This is a genomic window from Prolixibacteraceae bacterium, assembly GCA_019856515.1.
Classification (GTDB): Bacteria; Bacteroidota; Bacteroidia; order Bacteroidales; family Prolixibacteraceae; genus Halosquirtibacter; species Halosquirtibacter xylanolyticus.
The window spans coordinates 864,440-883,438 of record CP082230.1; the positions used below are offsets into that span (position 1 = coordinate 864,440).

Annotated in this window: 15 protein-coding genes; 6 read left to right on the top strand and 9 right to left on the bottom strand. The window is 33.7% G+C overall.

The window, feature by feature from the left end:
* The first annotated feature begins 71 nt into the window (after window positions 1-71).
* Window positions 72-1,127: an ISL3 family transposase gene (locus K5X82_03025; protein QZT37881.1), complete on the top strand. Its 1,056-nt coding sequence runs from the start codon at window positions 72-74 to the stop codon at window positions 1,125-1,127.
* A 464-nt stretch (window positions 1,128-1,591) separates the two neighbouring features.
* On the top strand, window positions 1,592-4,459 hold the full coding sequence (locus tag K5X82_03030) for a T9SS type A sorting domain-containing protein (GenBank protein QZT37882.1): 2,868 nt from the start codon (window positions 1,592-1,594) through the stop codon (window positions 4,457-4,459).
* A 130-nt stretch (window positions 4,460-4,589) separates the two neighbouring features.
* On the opposite strand, the gene K5X82_03035 is transcribed toward K5X82_03030, so the two are convergent.
* Entirely contained in the window at window positions 4,590-5,900 is a 1,311-nt protein-coding gene (locus K5X82_03035) for a DUF1254 domain-containing protein (protein ID QZT37883.1), read from the bottom strand.
* Window positions 5,901-6,574: 674 nt separating this feature from the next.
* Here K5X82_03035 and K5X82_03040 point away from each other — a divergent pair.
* Entirely contained in the window at window positions 6,575-9,436 is a 2,862-nt protein-coding gene (locus tag K5X82_03040) for a T9SS type A sorting domain-containing protein (GenBank protein QZT37884.1), read from the top strand.
* A gap of 294 nt (window positions 9,437-9,730) precedes the next feature.
* Window positions 9,731-10,720, top strand: coding sequence for an alpha/beta hydrolase (locus K5X82_03045; GenBank protein QZT37885.1), 990 nt, complete (start codon window positions 9,731-9,733; stop codon window positions 10,718-10,720).
* Between the two features lie 346 nt (window positions 10,721-11,066).
* On the opposite strand, the gene K5X82_03050 is transcribed toward K5X82_03045, so the two are convergent.
* Together K5X82_03050 and K5X82_03055 are read right to left on the bottom strand one after the other, a co-directional pair.
* Window positions 11,067-11,423 carry a DUF2147 domain-containing protein gene (locus tag K5X82_03050; GenBank protein ID QZT37886.1) on the bottom strand — a complete coding sequence of 119 codons (357 nt, stop codon included), beginning with the start codon at window positions 11,421-11,423 and terminating at the stop codon, window positions 11,067-11,069.
* 195 nt (window positions 11,424-11,618) lie between these two features.
* Window positions 11,619-12,011 carry a hypothetical protein gene (locus K5X82_03055; protein QZT37887.1) on the bottom strand — a complete coding sequence of 131 codons (393 nt, stop codon included), beginning with the start codon at window positions 12,009-12,011 and terminating at the stop codon, window positions 11,619-11,621.
* 687 nt (window positions 12,012-12,698) lie between these two features.
* On the opposite strand from K5X82_03055, the gene K5X82_03060 reads away from it, so the two are divergent.
* Together K5X82_03060 and K5X82_03065 are read left to right on the top strand one after the other, a co-directional pair.
* Complete coding sequence (locus K5X82_03060; protein ID QZT37888.1) at window positions 12,699-13,004, top strand: hypothetical protein; 306 nt, start codon at window positions 12,699-12,701, stop codon at window positions 13,002-13,004.
* 275 nt (window positions 13,005-13,279) lie between these two features.
* Complete coding sequence (locus tag K5X82_03065; GenBank protein ID QZT39075.1) at window positions 13,280-13,573, top strand: transposase; 294 nt, start codon at window positions 13,280-13,282, stop codon at window positions 13,571-13,573.
* Window positions 13,574-13,679: 106 nt separating this feature from the next.
* Here the strand turns inward: K5X82_03065 and K5X82_03070 are convergent, their stop codons facing one another.
* The 6 genes from K5X82_03070 to K5X82_03095 all read right to left on the bottom strand — a co-directional run bounded on the left by K5X82_03070 (window position 13,680) and on the right by K5X82_03095 (window position 18,564).
* Window positions 13,680-13,916 carry a DUF3303 domain-containing protein gene (locus K5X82_03070; protein ID QZT37889.1) on the bottom strand — a complete coding sequence of 79 codons (237 nt, stop codon included), beginning with the start codon at window positions 13,914-13,916 and terminating at the stop codon, window positions 13,680-13,682.
* A gap of 384 nt (window positions 13,917-14,300) precedes the next feature.
* Window positions 14,301-15,251, bottom strand: a complete 951-nt coding sequence (locus K5X82_03075; GenBank protein ID QZT37890.1) for a bifunctional helix-turn-helix transcriptional regulator/GNAT family N-acetyltransferase — start codon at window positions 15,249-15,251, stop codon at window positions 14,301-14,303.
* A gap of 670 nt (window positions 15,252-15,921) precedes the next feature.
* The gene (locus tag K5X82_03080) at window positions 15,922-17,004 is read right to left on the bottom strand and encodes a permease (GenBank protein QZT37891.1); all 1,083 of its coding nucleotides are present in this window, start codon (window positions 17,002-17,004) and stop codon (window positions 15,922-15,924) included.
* A gap of 53 nt (window positions 17,005-17,057) precedes the next feature.
* Window positions 17,058-17,756, bottom strand: a complete 699-nt coding sequence (locus K5X82_03085; GenBank protein QZT37892.1) for an aromatic aminobenezylarsenical efflux permease ArsG family transporter — start codon at window positions 17,754-17,756, stop codon at window positions 17,058-17,060.
* A gap of 2 nt (window positions 17,757-17,758) precedes the next feature.
* Window positions 17,759-18,304: a nitrophenyl compound nitroreductase subunit ArsF family protein gene (locus K5X82_03090; GenBank protein ID QZT37893.1), complete on the bottom strand. Its 546-nt coding sequence runs from the start codon at window positions 18,302-18,304 to the stop codon at window positions 17,759-17,761.
* A gap of 26 nt (window positions 18,305-18,330) precedes the next feature.
* Window positions 18,331-18,564 carry a thioredoxin family protein gene (locus tag K5X82_03095; GenBank protein QZT37894.1) on the bottom strand — a complete coding sequence of 78 codons (234 nt, stop codon included), beginning with the start codon at window positions 18,562-18,564 and terminating at the stop codon, window positions 18,331-18,333.
* Window positions 18,565-18,999 lie beyond the last annotated feature (435 nt).

Below are 18,999 nucleotides of genomic sequence, written 5' to 3' on the forward strand. Positions count from 1 at the left end.
TACCTTAAAGTTAAAACAAAAAAAGATAAGTTGCGATGTTGTCTTTGTAAAAGATTACATGTTGTGGAGTTGTGACTCGTAGCTTTAAAGCCCCTAGAATAGGAAAGAAGAAGTGTGTAATTAAAATGGATGTCCAGCGTCTTTATTGCAAGAAATGTGATATAATAAGACAGGAGCATCTCACTTTTGCTAGAGAACAGAAGTCTTACATCCGATCGTTGGAACAATTAGTGTTGTTTTTATCTGATGGCCTGACTATTCAATCAATTAGTCATTATCTTGACATTAACTGGAACATTGTCAAAGATATCATAAAGTCTCATTTAAAAATTAAGTATCAATTCCCTAAACTTAAGGGTGTAAAGCATATTGCTATTGATGAATTTGCCGTTCCAAAGGGTCACGTATACATGACATGTGTATATGACCTAGATAGCGGTCGAGTGCTACATGTTGGACATGGTAAGGGTTCCGATTCATTAGATTCATTTTGGAAAAGAATAAAAATAAATGGAGTTAAGATAGAGTCTGTTGCTATAGATATGTCGGCAGCTTATATCCTTTCTGTGAGTACTAATGCACCTAAAGCCACAATAGTATTTGACCACTTCCATGTGGTAAAAAAGGTCAATGATGCCATAAGTAAAGTACGGAGAGCTATTTACAACAAAGAGAAGGATAAAGTCATTAAGAAGCAATTAAAAGGAAGTCGTTGGTTGTTGCTAAAAAACCCTGAAAACCTTAATTACAAGAAAGGTGAAGACATTAGATTGGAAAAGGTATTGGAAATAAACATCTCTTTGTTTTATGCATACTATTTGAAAGAGGAATTAAGAGAATTATGGAATCAAGACAATATTAATGATGCAATAAAGCTACTAGAGCAATGGATAGAAGAAGTAAAGGAGACTAAGATACCACAACTCCAAAAGGTTGCAGATTTAATGATTAGACATAAAACAGGAATATTGAATTGGTATAAATGTGGGATATCTACAGGGCCTTTAGAAGGAGTAAATAACAAGATAAAAACAATGAAAAGACAAGCTTATGGCTATCGAGACTTAGATTATTTTATGCTAAGAATTAAAGGAATGCATGGAAATATATATGCAAAATGTGGATGAACCATTTTTAATCTATCCTTTCTTGTTCTTAAGCATGTTCTTCTCTAAGAAAATCAGATGTTTCTAACAACTTTACATCTCTTTTCGGGAGGTAGTCAACTAATTGGATACATTAATTATTAAGGCTGGTTCCAAAATCATCTCACAAGACAAAAAAAGCCCAAAACCTTCAAAGACAACAAAAAAACTAGAGTGCAAAATATTTTAACAATCAATATGAATATATCAACTTCAGATCATTGCATTATGAAAAATATATTTATATTTACAGACCTTTTGATCACATTTTCAAGTTACATTCTCCTCCTTTACATGAGAACCCTCATTGTTTACAATAACAACTTTTGAGAGTACTCAAATAAACAAACCATATTTTTTAATAGCCCATAACAGAAGACGCAGTCATTTTTTTAACAAAAACAGAAGCTTTAATAAATTAGTTTTCCTGTTGCAAAAAATAATGAATGAGAAGAATTATTACGCTTGTACTTTTGGCAGTTCTCCATACTGCAGGTATAGCACAAAACCTGGTAACCAACGATGGGTTTGAACAAGGTAAAGAGGAATATTTTGAATACAACAAAAGTGACAAATCCAACGCGACAATTGGAATCGACACAAGTGCAAAAGAAGGAGATAAAGCGCTAAAAATCATTACTTTTAATGAAGAGAGTAATGCTGATCGAAAAATCACTGTTACTCAGAAAATCAAACAACTAAGACGAGGAAAACACTATAAGATAGTTCTATCAGTAAAAGCTTCAAAATATGCAAAAGAGTTCTCTTTTGGAATCGTTGGTGCAAAAACACAGAGGTATACCTTCTCTTCGCATACAAGCTACTATACCCACTCGAAAATCATAAAACCATTAGACCGTCCAGCAAAAGATGGATCTTATACTTTAACAATCACAATACCAGATAGCGGTACCGCAACAACTTGGCTTATTGATGAACTTATCGTTTCGGAAGCTCCTGCATACGATCTAAAAGAGAAATATGTCTCTTTGTATGGTTCTGATGATAACGAAGGATCGATAGATGCTCCATTTAAAACTATTAATTTTGCGATTTCAACACTATCTGCAGGACAAACTCTTTTTATCCGCGAAGGTGTCTATCACGAAAACGTAAAAGAATCGAGGCTTTACGGAAAAAAAGAAACACCCATTACGATAACTAGATATAAAAATGAAAACGTTCTTTTAGACGGCACAATAGAAGTCGATAAGCTCAGAACAACTCCCTGGGTTTTACATGAGGGAAATATTATGAAGACAACGATTAGTTCTGACACATGGCAACTATTCGAAGATCGAAGATGGCTTATTAACGCACGTTGGCCAAATGCAAATTTTGAAGATAAATCCATATGGAATCATTCAAAATCATGGGCAAGGTTAAAGATGAATGATAAGACTGTAACCGACACTCCACATGACAATATTGATCTTACCGAATTGAATAAAGAGATTACAAATGCCTCTTTTGTATGTGAGGGAGGACTAAATTTAACTCATGTTGTAGATCATACTCCAAGCACCTCAAATATCACATTGGCAAAGAGGATTGGCACCACAGGAAGATACTATCTTGAGAATCACCTTAATCTTATAGACACTAAAGATGAATGGTTTTACGATAAAAATACAAATCAATTGTATTGGTGGAGTGAATCATCTTCTACTCCAATCGTTCCTTTAAGGTGTAAAACACAAGATCACTTCTTCAAACTAAATGGGTGTGAATATCTCACGATCAAAGGACTACATTTTTTTGGAAATACAGTTAGATTGGAGGACGCCATGTATTCTCATGTTACTGATTGTGATTTTGAATATCCTTCTTGTTCTAGACGTATGTTAGGTGAAGAAGGATATAGGCCTACCACTAGTTTTAAAACGAATCCAAGGAAAACAACCCATTGTTCTATCACCAATTGTACATTCTATAATACAGACAGCGAAGCCATAAAAATGTACGGGAATAAGAATATTATTGACAACTGTCATTTCGAAAATATAGACCACTCAACTTCTACCCTCGAACATGGCCAATATGCTATCTATCACAAGGGAAACAGTTGTGAGTTCAACAATAATACGGTGATCAATTCTCCATCTGGAAATTGCCTCTACGGAAGTCTTAAAGCAGCCATTGTTCATAACAACTTCTTCAATCATTGTAGTACGAATGGAGGAGATGTCGGAGTGATACACTTAATGATTGGCCCTGCTACAAACTGTAACATTTCACATAATTGGATTTTTAATAGTGATGCTATAGGTGTTAGGTTTGACACTCCTATCCCACCTAGAAAATGGAGTAATCATGGATTTATCCATCATCAAGTCACAATGAATGTTGCTAGAGGTTTAATGATAAAAGGAGAACACCACCAAGTATACCACAATACTTGTTTTAATAGCAAGTCAAAAGATATTACCGTTTTAGATGAGACGAATTGGGAAGGTAATATCACAAGAAACAATGCTGCCAATCAAATGAGTGGTCATAGAGGCAAACATCGTCCTCTATCTGGTGTCGATAAGAATAATTGGAATGGATATGTGACCAAACAAAAAATTCAAGATCAACTTAGAGATGTAAGCCAAAATGATTTTCGTCCAAGACATCATAGTAACCTTATTGATCAAGGATCAGTTCTAGCAGAACTACCTCTCGAATATGAAGGGAAAGTTCCAGATATTGGAGCATATGAATATAGTGCAAAGAATTACTGGATACCAGGAAGAAGAGAAGCTTATGCTACAATGCCTATTCCAAGTGATAAAAGTATCGTAGAAAACGAATATATTGATCTGATGTGGCGTCCTGGATACGATGCCAAACAATACGACATCTATTTTGGTAAATCATTTGCAAGTGTAAGCAATGCAACCACCAATAGTTCAACCTATCAGGAAAGACAAGATAATAACATTTTTACACCTGGAAAGCTAGAGAAAAACACCACATACTATTGGAGAATAGATGTTATCGGCAAAGATGGCATTACTAAAGGAAAGACATGGCAATGGATTAACTTAACAGAAGCAAACACGAATCTTAAAGACCTAGCTCCACAAACGCCAAAAAACAATGATAAGCTACTAGTTTTTCCGAATCCAACCAAGAATCTATTAAATATTGATACTGACATCTGCTTTGATAAGATCGAAGTCTATTCAATGGATGGGCGTATCGTAAGAGTTTTCTACAAACACAAACCTCGAACACCTCTTAGCATCGCCTCCTTGCCTCCCAACATCTATATGATCAAATGTATATCAAAAGATAGTGAGAACACACAACATATTATCAAACTATAGGAAGCAATAGAAAAGTTTCAATGGTGCATTGAAATTTAAAATACCAAAATAATCAATCATCAAATGAGAATAAAAGCTAACCATCAATCTATTTGGTTAGCTTTTATTCTAATACTATGGACAGCATATATTATTTCTTTTGAGAATATCTAGGAGGAACATAATCTTGAATTTTATTTGGATCAGCCGCATAAACTCGTAACAACAAGGCAAATTTATACGTTGGAAGATACAGCCAATTCCCTTTCTGTGGTTTCTTCGAAACCTTAAAGGTGATAGAACCATCTTTATTGAATTTCATTCTATCATGAGTTAACACATATGAGTTATATTTATTCCTTGTTGCATGAACAGTGCTATCATAAATAGTCAATGAATAAAACCCAATATCGGACAATGGAGGTAACTGCTCTTTGGTGAAAGTCAATTCTCCAGCTCCTTCTGCAAACAATATATAGTAATTTGCTTCTTCTTTCGAGTTACCCCAAAGACCAAAACTAGCACCAGCAGCAAGATCTAGATATCGTCCATTGATATATTCTCTTGTGCCAAAAATGGTCGTAGCACCAGTCCACCCATTTCCAACCTGCAGCTGTTTCTTTGTACTCATAATCGCTTTATAGGCAGCATCAATACCTACCTGCACCTCTTTTCTTTGGTCTGCAGTTAATTTTACATCACTCTTAATTCCGATTTTAGCAAAACGCTGATACATCTCTTTTTCGGGCTCTGGAATCCAAACAATCAATTGATTCACATAATCTACGAAATCGGGAGAGAACACTTTGATCTTATCATACGTAGGATACGATCTTGTTGTAGCAGGCTTATCTATTATCTTCACTTGATTTTGATATCTTACAACATTTGCAACATCTGCCCTATCCTTCACATCAATTCGATTGACAATACTAAATATATCTTGCTCTACCAAAACAGGAGTTACATCACCGACTTTTTGGACCTGCTGATTCTTATTATGAAAAATAAATTTCCCACCTTTTCCTTTGGTCGCTCTAGAACCAATATAGAAGAAATTATACGTAAAGACATCAATACACTGGAATACGGCATATCGATCTGTTATATCGGGAATTTGTAAGGTGACTGGCCCTCCTGAAATATCAACATTAATCAAGCCTGTCATTGAAGTGAAGTTTGGAGCAACAATAGGTTGACCAATATTATCCATTGGATATTTATGTCCCATATATACTTTGTTTGGCCCAAGCCCCAGCTTACCATATGCTTTGTTCATCGTATTAACGGTCTTAACCTGCTCAATCATAGGATAAGCATAGACAAAAGCTTCATAAGCAATATCTTTAAGACTTTCGTTATTTACTTCTGTCGAAGCACTCTCCTTCTCCTTCTTTTTCATTCCACTACAACCCATCATAACAAAACAGAAAAAAAGGATTAAATAATTACGTCGCTTCATATTATTGACACATTTTATTAGACTCATTTTCATTTAAGAAATACATCACTTTTAATATAACACCTCTTTAGTTATAACCGACTTTGAGAACCTAGGACGTACGATATCAAGTGAAATATATTTTACCATTATTTATTTAACAGAAACCTGTTCATGAAAGTTCAATAAGTAAACAGTAGTATCAACTATACACTACTGAAAATATCTCTCTCTGATATTTCATTCATCCTGTATATATCAACAAATAGCTCAAACGACTATTTACGATCTGACTTCCCACCAATTAAGATTCTTTTCTTAGGTCTAATATTAATCCTTATTGGGCTAAAACATACTTTTTTTCACATAGAACAAGAATAGATAAAACATCTCGTCTTCAATATTTAATCAGAACAACATTTCAATAGATTAATCATTACAACATTCTTCACATAAACAACATTAACTATCACTTTTCAACATATTTACAATCCATTAAAACATATAGTCGAATTGAAAATTACAAGAAATAACACTTACATCACTTTTTTTCACAATTGAAACAATTTGAACATACTCAAAAGACATAAATGGTGAATTCTATATAGTTTTACTCTCACATTACACACCAACAATTGCCACAACAAACTAAGAATCAACCACATTTAATACTATCATTATATAATCTATTATCAATGAAAACATTTATTACAGTTACCTTCATGCTCATATGTGCAACCGTTGGTATAAGTCAAAACTTAATAACAAACTCAGACTTTGATAAAGGCAAAGATGTTGGATATAAATATCAGAAGGACGATCGATCTGAAGCAATAATACAAATTGAGACAGACCAAAACAATGGGAATAATGCACTTAAAATAACGACAAACAGAACGAATGGAAAGAAACAAAACCTTGTTATTACCCAAGCATTAAATTCAATACGTAGAGGTAAGTGTTATAAATTATCCTTGACAACAAAATCATCAAAACATGCGAAGAGGTTACAACTGGGGATTATAGGTGGAAGAGTTCAATCATTTGAGTTAGCCGCAACCAATAATTACCATACCCACAATTTAATGATTAAAACATTAGACAAGCCTAACAACACTGGGGAATACAACTTATCAATCGAAATACCTGATGATGGACAACCGTGTGAATGGTATCTTGATGATATCAAACTTACTGAACTTACAAGACCTTCACAAAAGAACAAGTACCTCTCTCATGCTGGTTCTGATGATAATGATGGAACTATAATTAGCCCTTTCAAAACTATCAACTATGCTGTTTCGACCCTTTCTGCAGGAGAAACGTTATTCATTCGAAAAGGAACATACCATGAAATGGTACATCAAAAGTCTTTCAAAGGAACTAAAGATCAGCCAATAACCATTACCAATTACAACAATGAGGAGGTAATTCTTAATGGAACAATAGATGTAGACGAAATAAGACAAGAAGATTGGAAACTTCACTCTCCTAATATAATGACAACTACGATTAGCGCTGATACATGGCAACTCCTAGAAGATAATCGATGGTTAATTAATGCTCGTTGGCCAAATGCCAACTTTGAAGATGGCTCAATTTGGCAACATGAAGAATCATGGGCAAGAATGAGTGTGTCGAATAAAACAATTACTGATATTCCTCACGATGGCATCAACCTAAGCTCTTTTCCTAAAGATGTAACAAATGCTACCTTCGTCGCTGAGTCACGATTAAACTTATCGACAGTAACTAAACATGACCTTCATTCTAACACAATTGAGATTAATAAAAATATCGATGACACAAAAGAACGTTACTATCTTGAAAATCACATTAATTTAATCGATAGTAAAGACGAATGGTTTTATGATAAAGAAACAGGAAAACTTTACTGGTGGAGCGAAAACTCTTCTGCACCTGCCCATAAGTTGAACTGTAAAATCCAAGACTACTTTTTCGAATTTACGGACTGTAAATACTTAAATATAAAAGGGCTAAAATTCTACGGAAACAGTATATGGATGGAACACGCATCATACTCCAAATTGGAAGACTGTGACTTTGAGTACCCCTCTTGTTCACGACGTAAGATAGGAGAACTTGGCTACCGTCCCACAACGTTATTCCACACCAATCCTAGAAAGACAACTTATTGTGAAATAATAAACTGTACCTTTCGTAATACAGATAGCGAAGCGATAAAGATGTATGGAAACAAAAATATCATCAATAACTGTCATTTTGAAAATATTGATCATTCTACAGCATCCTTAGAACATGGAGCTTACGCTATCTACCAAAAAGGAGATCTATGTGAATTCAAAAACAATACCGTAATTAATAGTGCATCAGGAAACTGTCTCTACGGTAGTGATAAAGCAATCGTATTCAATAATTTTTTCAATCACTGTAGTCATAATGGGGGTGATGTTGGGGTGATACACTTAATGATTGGTGCAGCAACAGATTGTAATATTTCATACAATTGGATCTTTAACAGTAATGCTATTGGGGTTCGATTTGACACTCCAATACCTCCAAGAATATGGAGTCACAGAGGAATCATTCACCATCAAATAACAAGAAATGTTGCTAGGGGATTAATGGTAAAGGGAGACTATCATCAGATCTACCATAATACATGTTTCAACAGTAAATCGCGAGATATTACCGTACTAGACGAAATGGCTTGGGTAGGCAATGTCACTAAAAACAATGCAGCAAATGAATTAACTGGTCACCGTGGAAAATTTCGTTCTATATCTGGTATTGCTGAACACAATTGGAATGGTTACGTTACGCTACAAAGAGTTGAGAATCAATTAAGGGATATTTCAAATTTAGATTTCCGTCCTAAAGAAGATAGCAATGGACTTATAGATAAAGGAGTCATTATCAATAACCAGAAATATAAACACCAAGGATTTGCTCCTGACATTGGGGCATACGAATCTGGTTCCGAAAATTATTGGATCCCTGGAAGAAGAGAAGAGCATGCAACCATGCCCATTCCATCAGATAATGGAGAGACCAATAACGAAAGTGTTGATCTTATGTGGAGACCAGGCTACCAGGCTACAGGCTATTACATTTATTTTGGAACATCTTTAACTGCAGTTGATCAAGCGACCGATGCCTCGGTCGAATGCAAAGGACAACAGGTTAACAATATCTATACACCAGAGAAATTGAATAAAAACCAAACTTATTATTGGAGAATTGATGTGATAAGTAAAAATGGGATTATTAAAGGACAAACATGGCATTTCAAATCCAATAAACATGCAAATCAAAAGAGTCTATCTGACTTACAAAAAGAGAGTTCTTTAAACGATAAGATCACGATATACCCAAACCCAGCAAATGATTATATTCAAATCAAAACCAATAAAACAGTACAATCAATTTCAATATACACGGTAGATGGTAAACAAATAAAAGCATACAACAACACCGATCAACATATAGATATTCGTAACCTAAAGAGGAATGTATATCTACTAAAGGTAAACATTGATAACGTGGTTCACACCCAACAATTTATCAAGAATTAAAATTAGTTACAGTTCAATTTAAATGTTCAGCCAATATTCTTATCGAAGATTAGAGTAATCTAATATTCATTATGGAATATTGGCTTTTTTATTCAACCCAAACGAACCAAAAACGACCGCTGACATCCAATCATTAAGACAGCATCAAATTCAATTTAATACACTATAAATCAACATCGGATGTAACAACACTTAAATAAAGTAGAGCATCTTGTGTAATGATATTTGTTTTCGGCAGACATATATTTTGGGAATGTAATAAAAAATGCAATGATATTGAACATGAATCACTTTATGACCAGGCAAAATATGTTATGGTTTTATTTATGGGGACTCATTCTTACTGGATGTAAGAGTGAAAAAGATCAAGAGAAACAAATTAATAAGGAAGTCGCACCTATAGTGTATAAAGATTCTACCTTTGAGGTGCTCTTAGAAAAGGATATCGTCTATGCTCATGGACTTCATCACTCCTCTTTAAATAGTGGTATGACACAAAGTGTACCGTTAAAGCTGGACCTTTACTGTCCAGAGAACCATAGAAATAATAGACCAGCCTTTCTTTTTCTACATGGTAATTATGGCTCTAAAGAACAAGACGAAATTAAACAGCTCGCGAACTACTTCTGCGCAAGAGGTTGGGTATTTATTTCAGCGGACTACAGGACTCTTGGAGAACTAGGAACAGTCCCTGAAGAATGGGTGGTACTAAATGAGTCAACACCAACGGTAAACGAATTAAAGACAATAGCATTGTATCCAGCACATAGAGATGCGAAAACTGCTATAAGATGGATTGCAGCACATGCTGAGATATATGATATCAATCCTAAGCATATTACCATCGGTGGCATGTCGGAAGGTGCAGACATTGCGATCACATTGGGAATATCCGAACCGCAGGATTTTAGAGATGAACTAACAACTGAACAAGACCCATCATTGGTTTCTACGTACATAGATCAAGACTATTCAGTGAGTACGATTATCGACTTAGGGGGCTCAAAAAGATCATTGGATCAACTAAAAAACAAGTATGGATTTGACCGATTTGACAAAAATGATCCTCCAATGTTTATTGCCCATGGAACACTCAACACACTGACTCCGTTTCATCATGCCACGACATTAAAGAAGATATACAAATCAAACAAAGTTCCCTTCGCTTTTTATCCTATGGAAGGATATAATCATAACATCTGGAATGGCAAAATTGAAAATCAACACATAGACAGAATAATATTTAATTTTATTGTCCATCAACAATCCCTTAAGGTGAAATAAATGCTAAAACAGGACTCAAATGCGATATTTAGAACCATTTATTTACATACAATAATCGATCTAGTCGCAAAAGGAACTCTTACTAGAACCCAGTCTGAAAAGCCATACACATATTAGTGACGCCCGTGAAGATAGAGTCTATTTACACCAACAGTACTTGAATCGCGATAAAGCTGCATATAATCTCATCTATAACTTTTAAAAGAAAAGGTAAAGTAAGAGTATATTTCAAGTTTTTCAGTCCGTTTATGCATCACAACAAAGTCTAAGGTTTCATCATTTATTGACACCTTAGACTTTCTTACCTATCCAAATAAAATATTTATGAAAAATAGACTAATCATCATTAATCTTTTTTCCATACGACCTTCTTACTGATAAAACCAGCAAATACTGTTATTTCTAACGTCTTTGCATCTTTCAAGTCTAAAGTAGCATTATACCAGGATTTTCTTTTCATTGAATATATCTTTCCCTTCCATTTAGCACCCTTTAGTTTGAATTCTTTGAGAATAGATTTGCCAACTTCAACATTACTATTATCGGAAGAGATAATTATTCCTGTTAGAACTTGTCCCACTACTTCTACCTCGACAATCGTATTCTGGTTTCCTGCATTCCAAGCACCTAACATTTTTTCTTGCCCTACTAAAGACAAAGTACTGAGACAAAGCAATATGATGCATAATAGTCGTCTTTTCATCTTTTCTTTATTAATTATAATCTGTTTCCAATCTCTATGGAAAATATAACAAGTTAACTATTCTAACAGTTTAGATATATCATAATAAGGAGCACAAAAAAGGTGCCAAAATAAACTTGACACCTTTCTAAAAATAGGATTTTAACCTACATGATAGTATTTTTACACTCTAGAAACAATAGTATATAAACGACTCTAAAGTATGATTGTATAGATAGACTCTACAGGTGTAGACTCCATCTTTGCAGGTGCAAACTCAAGTTTTTTCACACACGCATTAATCATAGATTGGTCTTCTTGACTAACAGAAGGACGACACCGACAAGCTTTTACTGCCCCATATTTCGAGACGATTACATCAATACTCAGAGCATCATAAGATTTTACCGCAACCATTCGTTTTAGTAATTGCATTTTGTTGTTCGAATATGGGCTTACTTCTGCCGCTTTATCATATTCCCATAATCCAATCTTACGCATACTGTCATAATAATTGAATTTTGCTTTAACTCTATTATCGACCTGTTGCGCTTGGGTTGGAACTACAAAAAGTAGCATCAACAACCATCCAAAAAATAATCTCTTCATCTTACCTTATCCCTTATTAATTGGTGAACCATATATCATTTCTCAATGAAGCCAATAATTCGTATCCACAATTATTAGCCTCACTGTCTATATCATTTCTCATTTTCCTTCACGGCTAAGTTTTTATCCCCTTTTTATTATACAAAGAACAATAACCGCAGTATTTTAACCTATCTGAAATAATCCAAATAATTAAAACACATTTAAATGTAATCAATATCTACACAAATGTGGACAAAACGTATCTATTTAACAAAACAAATGCCCTTTAATTAAACTATGTAAATTAGTGCTAATAATAATATTCACAACTAATTTAAATATCCATAAATAGAGTGCACACCCCAAAGACATTTATATCAAACACTAATAGACCGTACAACTACCTTTTAACCCTACCAATAAAACGATGGTTTAATGAAATCAAATACTTGACACAGAACAATTTTCACTCTAAAACACTTTTTCATAAGAGATATAATAAACATAGATAAATGCATTCTACCTCCAATTAAAGAGTATTAGATCTGGATCTTCGAGTTTACACACTTGTTTTTTTAGCCCTAAACAACATTATACTTTCGTTATTTGTGACAGATTTTCATGTTCACTGAATAATAATATAAGTACCTAATAACAAATATTGACGTATTATTTATTATCATATAAAAGACCTCTCTTAGTACGATGAAGTTTATTGAATTAACAGAAGAGGAAGTTTTAGAATTACGTAATCGCTATCACAATTCGGATAATAAGGTTGAGCGTCACAGAAGTCATTGTTTATTATTATCGTCAGAAGGTTTTACTATATCAGATATTATTGGAATATTGAAAACTTCAAGAAGAACAGTTGAACGATTATTTTTGTCATGGGAAGAGTGTAAGTATAAGTCTTTAAGGATTAAAAAAGGTCGAGATCCGAAATATATACTCACACCGTATCAAGCTTATATCGATGAGTCAATTAAAGAGCATAGTCGAAATATTTGACAGACACTCAATAAATTGAATGAAGATCATGATGTTACGGTTAGTCGCAATACACTCAGGAATTTTTTAAAAAGTTAGGATATAGTTGGCATCGAGTCAGACGATGTTTAAGAAATAAAAGAGATGCCATAGTTTTTAAGAGCATGAACTTAAGGCATTGAAGCAATTATAAGACGTAGGTTACATCGATTTGTTTTATTGTGATGAAAGTCATTTTAACATGGCACCATATATTCCATATGCTTGACAAAAGAAAGGTGATTAGATCAGATTAGATTAGATTACGCTCTTCTAAAAGCAAAAGAGTCAATGTTATAGGGGCCGTAAATAGAAAAGGTAAATTGATATATGAAATACATAAGGATTCCGTAAATACTGATATATTTATCGAATTCGTTGATAAACTATGTAATCAAATAACAAGAAAAATAATACTTGTCCTTGATAATGCCTCGATTCATAAATCTAAGAAATTTAAGGATAAAATAGAGCAATGGGAAGAAGAGGATCTATACATATACTTTATCACACCATATTCGCCAGAATTAAATATAATTGAGATATTGTGAAAACACATTAAATACTTTTGGATCGGATTTTCTGCATCTGAGAATTATCAAACCTTAATTATCAACCTAACAAATATTCTGAATTCCTATGGTAATAAATACGTCATTAATCTATAGGTGCAATTTCAAATTCTGTTAAATCACTCCAATTTTCAAACCATTTTTCAAATAATTTTATATCACTCGTTTCCATTAATTGGAAACAAATGTTTTTCTCTTTATTTACCCAAGAATTTAAATAATTTAATCCATCTGGAAACATTCTCCCTTTTTCATTAAATCGTTCATAAACTTTGTCAAAACAATTTGGTTTAAAACGTTCTATAATCATAAAATTTTTCACAACTTAAATAATTTAAAAAAATTTGGCAGACATTATTGATCATGTCTATGTTCGCCTTTTAGATATTTATCTATTCCACTTGCTTCATTTTTCAAATAGTTCAATTGCTATATTGTTTTATTTTGGTATTCTAAACAGTAATTCTTTCATAAATTATTATTTTCATCAGATATTAAGACTTGCTGCCTTTTAATTTTAACAATATGAAATCCGTGAATCATAATTGCAATTCCACATCCTATTATAAATGGTGGTGCATTGAGTAAAATCCCGTAAACTAGATAAATCAATTAGCTATTAAGGATAACAATCTTAAAAGAAAGACATTTTTCATTGCCATTGAAGTCAAGTTTATTGCTAAGGCCGTATATCCAATAATATGAATCATAGTGTGAGACACATTATTTTTTCGGTTCTTTCCAATACATCCATTTGGGGTGGTGCCGACTTGTCGTTAAATCCAAGTTTGTAATATAGCTTGTGTGCTTGTGGCATACTCATAGTAGTTTGCAACCAAAGTTCTTTCGCTTCATTTTCCATACAACGACTTATGCAACGTTCTATTAGTTTAGTAGCTATTCCAAGTTTTCGAAAGTTTGGATTAATAAATAACTTAGCGAATTCAAATGTGTCGTCATCTAATCGTTTTAAGGCAACACAACCTACTATGTTGTTTTTGTATTTTGCGTAAAATACAAATCCTCCATTTTCTAAATATGCTTTATCAGGATTATTTAAAGTGAATTTATCATCTTCTTCCAATTTGCCATTCAAAACACCTAGTAGCCAAGGACCTGCTAATTCATAGAAGTGTTTTTTTAAACTTGGTTTATAATCAAGGATTTTTACAAATTCGTCTTTGGGTTGATGAATACGTTCATTTATTGGTTTAAAATTAATCTCCCAATCCAGCCTATTCAAAATGTTACTCATATCTGGATGTCCGATTGAAAATAAGTCTTTAAGAGTATTTGAGAAAGAAAGCCATAATGGTTCAAGTTCCATTTGTAGTTCTTTCCCTTTTTTTGTTAGTTCAACTAATTTTGAACGTTTATCTCTTGGGTTAGGCTTAATGCTGACTAACTCTTCCTTTGTCAGTTCTCGTAAAATATTCTTAACTGTAATATGAGAAAAGTCGATTTGATTGGAAATCTCAAGTATAGTTTGGGGCAAATTTGACTTTGCTAAAACATAGTACACTGAAAACCAGCTTGCCCTAAATCGAATATTAGCATCGGAATAAATTTTGTCGCCATCTTGTTGCAGTTTTTCACTAATTCTTCGGAATCTTGAAGCCCCTGCAAGAAATCCTAATTCATTTAACATATCTGCCATATTATTATTTTATGAAACACCTTTCATAAAGATATGAAAGGTGTTTCATAAATTCAAATATTTGCTCAGAATTGTTGTAGGTAGACTTTTTTTCATTCCGTTATTTTTATTTGTCCGTTCAGTTCCAAAATTTTCTCAATAAACGATTCATTTGTTTAAGCATTAACATTTTTATGCAAAAGCCCTGCATTATTCTAATGACAAGTTAAGCACTTCGATCAAGTGCTGATTCATCTATTATTTAAAAAAGGGGTAAACGATGAAGACCGACGGTATGGAATCATGAGGGACCAGTAAAAATCAATTCAGAGTGTATTTCCCAAGATGTGCCATCTATTCTTAAGTTACGTACACATTGAAACTTAGAATCCACATTGTTCTATTTTAATCTATATTATCCCAGATCTCCACTGGTCATAAATTCTAGAAAAGCTACATCAATCAGTAAAATAAAAAAAGGCGGACAGTCACCAATATTCTATTTAGTCTGTTTAGATCAAGAGAAATTGGGATTTAGAACTGCCAGTATATTATTCATATGCAATAACACACTGGCAATAATGCTTTACGTAAATAAAGCGAAGAACTTATCTATACTCATAAGAGTACAAACAAGTTCTTAACCACTTTTTTCATGGACAAACTCTGCCTCTTCAATATAAACACTGAATTACAGAACCATATTAAATAGGAATCCTAACAGAATTATAAACAAAGTAATCGTTCCAAAGAAGATTGCGACCAATTGCCATTGCATTACTTTTTTTAATAATGTAGCTTCTGGAAGTGAAAGTCCGACTACGGCCATCATAAAAGCAATAGCAGTTCCAAGCGGAACACCTTTAGCAACAAACACTTGAATTACAGGAACGATACCTGCCGCATTAGCATACATCGGAACAGCTAATATTACAGCTAAAGGAACTGCATACCATTTGTCAGTAGATAGATATTCTGTAAAAAAATCTTCTGGAACATATCCATGCATCGCTGCGCCAATAGCAATTCCTATGATTACATATAATAACACGGAGCGAACAATACCCCACGCTTCTTTGATAATAATAGGCAAACGATCAACAAAGGTGGTTCTCTCTTCACTCCAAACTTCATTTTCTGCCATTGCATTATCTTGGATTTGTTTTACCCAATCGCTCAAATACTTATCTAGTCTCATTTTACCTAGGATATATCCACCGATAACGCCCATTAAAATTCCACTACCCGCATATATTAGAGTCGCTTTAAAACCAAAGAGACCTAAAAACATAGCCACAGCAACTTCGTTTACTAAAGGAGATGTGATAAGATAAGCAAATGTTACTCCTAATGGGATACCTCCTTTTACAAAACCGATAAAAAGAGGGATCGATGAACAAGAACAAAAAGGAGTTACAGCACCAAAAAACGATGCCATTAAGTATTCTAGACCGTAAAGTTTCTTTGTAGTCAAGAAGACCCGCAAACGATCCACTGGAAAGTATGCATTCACTATCCCCATTACCCCACTTATAAGAAAAAGCAAGATCATAATCTTTATGGTATCATAAAGAAAAAAATGGATCGATTTTCCTAGATGAGTGGTGGATGAAAGCGTTAGAAAATCATAAGCAAACCAATCCACCAAACTCGGGAGGTAATGATATAAAATAGCTAAAAACACAACAAGTAAAGATACCATAATCAAATAACCACATGAAGTTTTATCTTTGAAAACAGATTCTCGTTCTGAAAAGTGATTTTTTTTTCTCATGACTCATTCTATTATAAATGTTCGCAATAACACGAACAATAATCGTAAATTTTTTAAATAAAGAATATCAAAATATGATAGATGCCTACAGCAACAAATAGTACTGCAACCACTTTACGAAACCATATCTCAAAACGTTTGATTTTGTTATAAACAGTTCCCATTGAACCAATACTGAAAGCAATAATCCATGCAAAAATAATAACAGGAACACCTGTAGCTAGCGCAAATACTGCTGGCAAGTATAGACTTCCTGCACTACTAATAGTCATCGGAATTAGCATCCCAAAATATAATACACCACTGTAAGGGCAAAACGCCAAGGCAAATACAACTCCTAAAAGAAGTACTCCTCCTAAACCAGATTGGCTACGCTTTTCCATCTTTTCAGATACTCCTCCTATTCCAGGAATACGAAAAGAAAACAGATCAAGCATAAAAAGTCCAATAATAATCAACAGGGGCCCAAGAAGTTTCTCTCCCCACTCTTGCAATACTCCTTCGATAGACAAGTGACTCGCACCAAAGAAGAACAAAATTCCAATAAGAGTGTAAGTGACTGCACGCCCCAATGTGTATACAATTCCATTAATAAAAACTCGCTTACGACTTCCAATATCTTTACTGATAAAACCAATCGCTGTAATATTTGTTGCCAAAGGGCAAGGACTTATGGCTGTCATAAGTCCTAAAATAAATGCTGTTAGAAGAGGAAATGAAGATCCCTCTAACCATCCCTGAAGTATTTCCATAATTATTTCAATGTTTCCACTGTTTCAATAATCTTTGCTTTCAGCTTCTCTGGGTGTGTCTTAGCATTCATAAATGCAACATTGGTAAGATTCTCTTTTTGATCTCCGTTTACCACAAGAAGTGTTTGTCCTGTAACATGATACTTTTCGATCAATGGATTTTCCTTATCTTGGTCTCTGTCAATAGAAATAAAAGCAACTTTGTCACCGAATGTTTCAGAAACAGTTTCTAAAGTAACTGCCTCTACTGCTTTACATGTAGCACAACGACGAGTTCCGTGAAAATAGTAAACTTTTACACCATTGCTTGCAACTTTATCCCCACAACATGGTTTCTTTTGAATATTCTTCTTTTCACTACAAGGTTTTGTAGCAGTCTTTGTTTTATCCCCACAACAAGGCTTCTTCTCAGCCTTCTTTTCATCGCAACAAGCAGTCTTTTCCACTTTCTTTTCACAACAATCCGATTTCTTCTTATTCGTTCCGTTACAAGAAGTAAAAAATGTAACTACAACAATCAATACGATATAAATTCTCAGGTTTTTCATATTCTGAATGTAGAATTAAATTGGTTTTATTGGGTAATTAGTTTTACAATTTCTTTTACGGACAAGACCCGACCTTTTGCTACAACCTCATTATCAATAACGATTGCAGGAGTAGCCATTACACCATACTGCATAATTTTCATAATATCCTCTTCCTTCTCCACAGTAGCTTCGACATTTGCTTCTGCAACAGCATCTTGCACATATTTCTCTTGTGTTTTACACTTTGCACAACCTGTGCCTAATACTTTAATTTCCATATCAATTATTTTAAAACATATGTAATATAACGGACTCTATTATTCGCAATAACACGAACATTAAAAACAAAAAAAATGAATACTTATTTCAACACCCATTGTTCGTCGTTTCACGAACAAATATAATAACATGTCGGATAAAATCAATAACATAAAGTATTTTTTTCTATTGAGTAAGAATACATCATAACACAGCGACTATATCTAACGACAGGATCACTCTATAAAACAACACAATACCCATTTTAACTCAATTACGAGGTACCCATATTTTAAAATAGAACTGAATTAGTGGCAGGATATATGATAAAAAACTATCACCCCCATATTTCACAACCGACACCTAGCCTATCTACTAATACACATAATTCAACAGCGGGTTTCTATGGATCGAAAAGGATCTTGAAGGATATTTAATTTGATGTTCATATTGAG

Bases quoted from the DNA above. Each gene is read 5' to 3' on its own strand.
- K5X82_03030 (QZT37882.1), top strand. From the start codon at position 1,592: ATGAGAAGAATTATTACGCTTGTACTTTTGGCAGTTCTCCATACTGCA.
- K5X82_03035 (QZT37883.1), bottom strand. From the start codon at position 5,900: ATGAAGCGACGTAATTATTTAATCCTTTTTTTCTGTTTTGTTATGATG.
- K5X82_03040 (QZT37884.1), top strand. From the start codon at position 6,575: ATGAAAACATTTATTACAGTTACCTTCATGCTCATATGTGCAACCGTT.
- K5X82_03045 (QZT37885.1), top strand. From the start codon at position 9,731: ATGACCAGGCAAAATATGTTATGGTTTTATTTATGGGGACTCATTCTT.
- K5X82_03050 (QZT37886.1), bottom strand. From the start codon at position 11,423: ATGAAAAGACGACTATTATGCATCATATTGCTTTGTCTCAGTACTTTG.
- K5X82_03055 (QZT37887.1), bottom strand. From the start codon at position 12,011: ATGAAGAGATTATTTTTTGGATGGTTGTTGATGCTACTTTTTGTAGTT.
- K5X82_03060 (QZT37888.1), top strand. From the start codon at position 12,699: ATGAAGTTTATTGAATTAACAGAAGAGGAAGTTTTAGAATTACGTAAT.
- K5X82_03075 (QZT37890.1), bottom strand. From the start codon at position 15,251: ATGGCAGATATGTTAAATGAATTAGGATTTCTTGCAGGGGCTTCAAGA.
- K5X82_03080 (QZT37891.1), bottom strand. From the start codon at position 17,004: ATGAGAAAAAAAAATCACTTTTCAGAACGAGAATCTGTTTTCAAAGAT.
- K5X82_03085 (QZT37892.1), bottom strand. From the start codon at position 17,756: ATGGAAATACTTCAGGGATGGTTAGAGGGATCTTCATTTCCTCTTCTA.
- K5X82_03090 (QZT37893.1), bottom strand. From the start codon at position 18,304: ATGAAAAACCTGAGAATTTATATCGTATTGATTGTTGTAGTTACATTT.
- K5X82_03095 (QZT37894.1), bottom strand. From the start codon at position 18,564: ATGGAAATTAAAGTATTAGGCACAGGTTGTGCAAAGTGTAAAACACAA.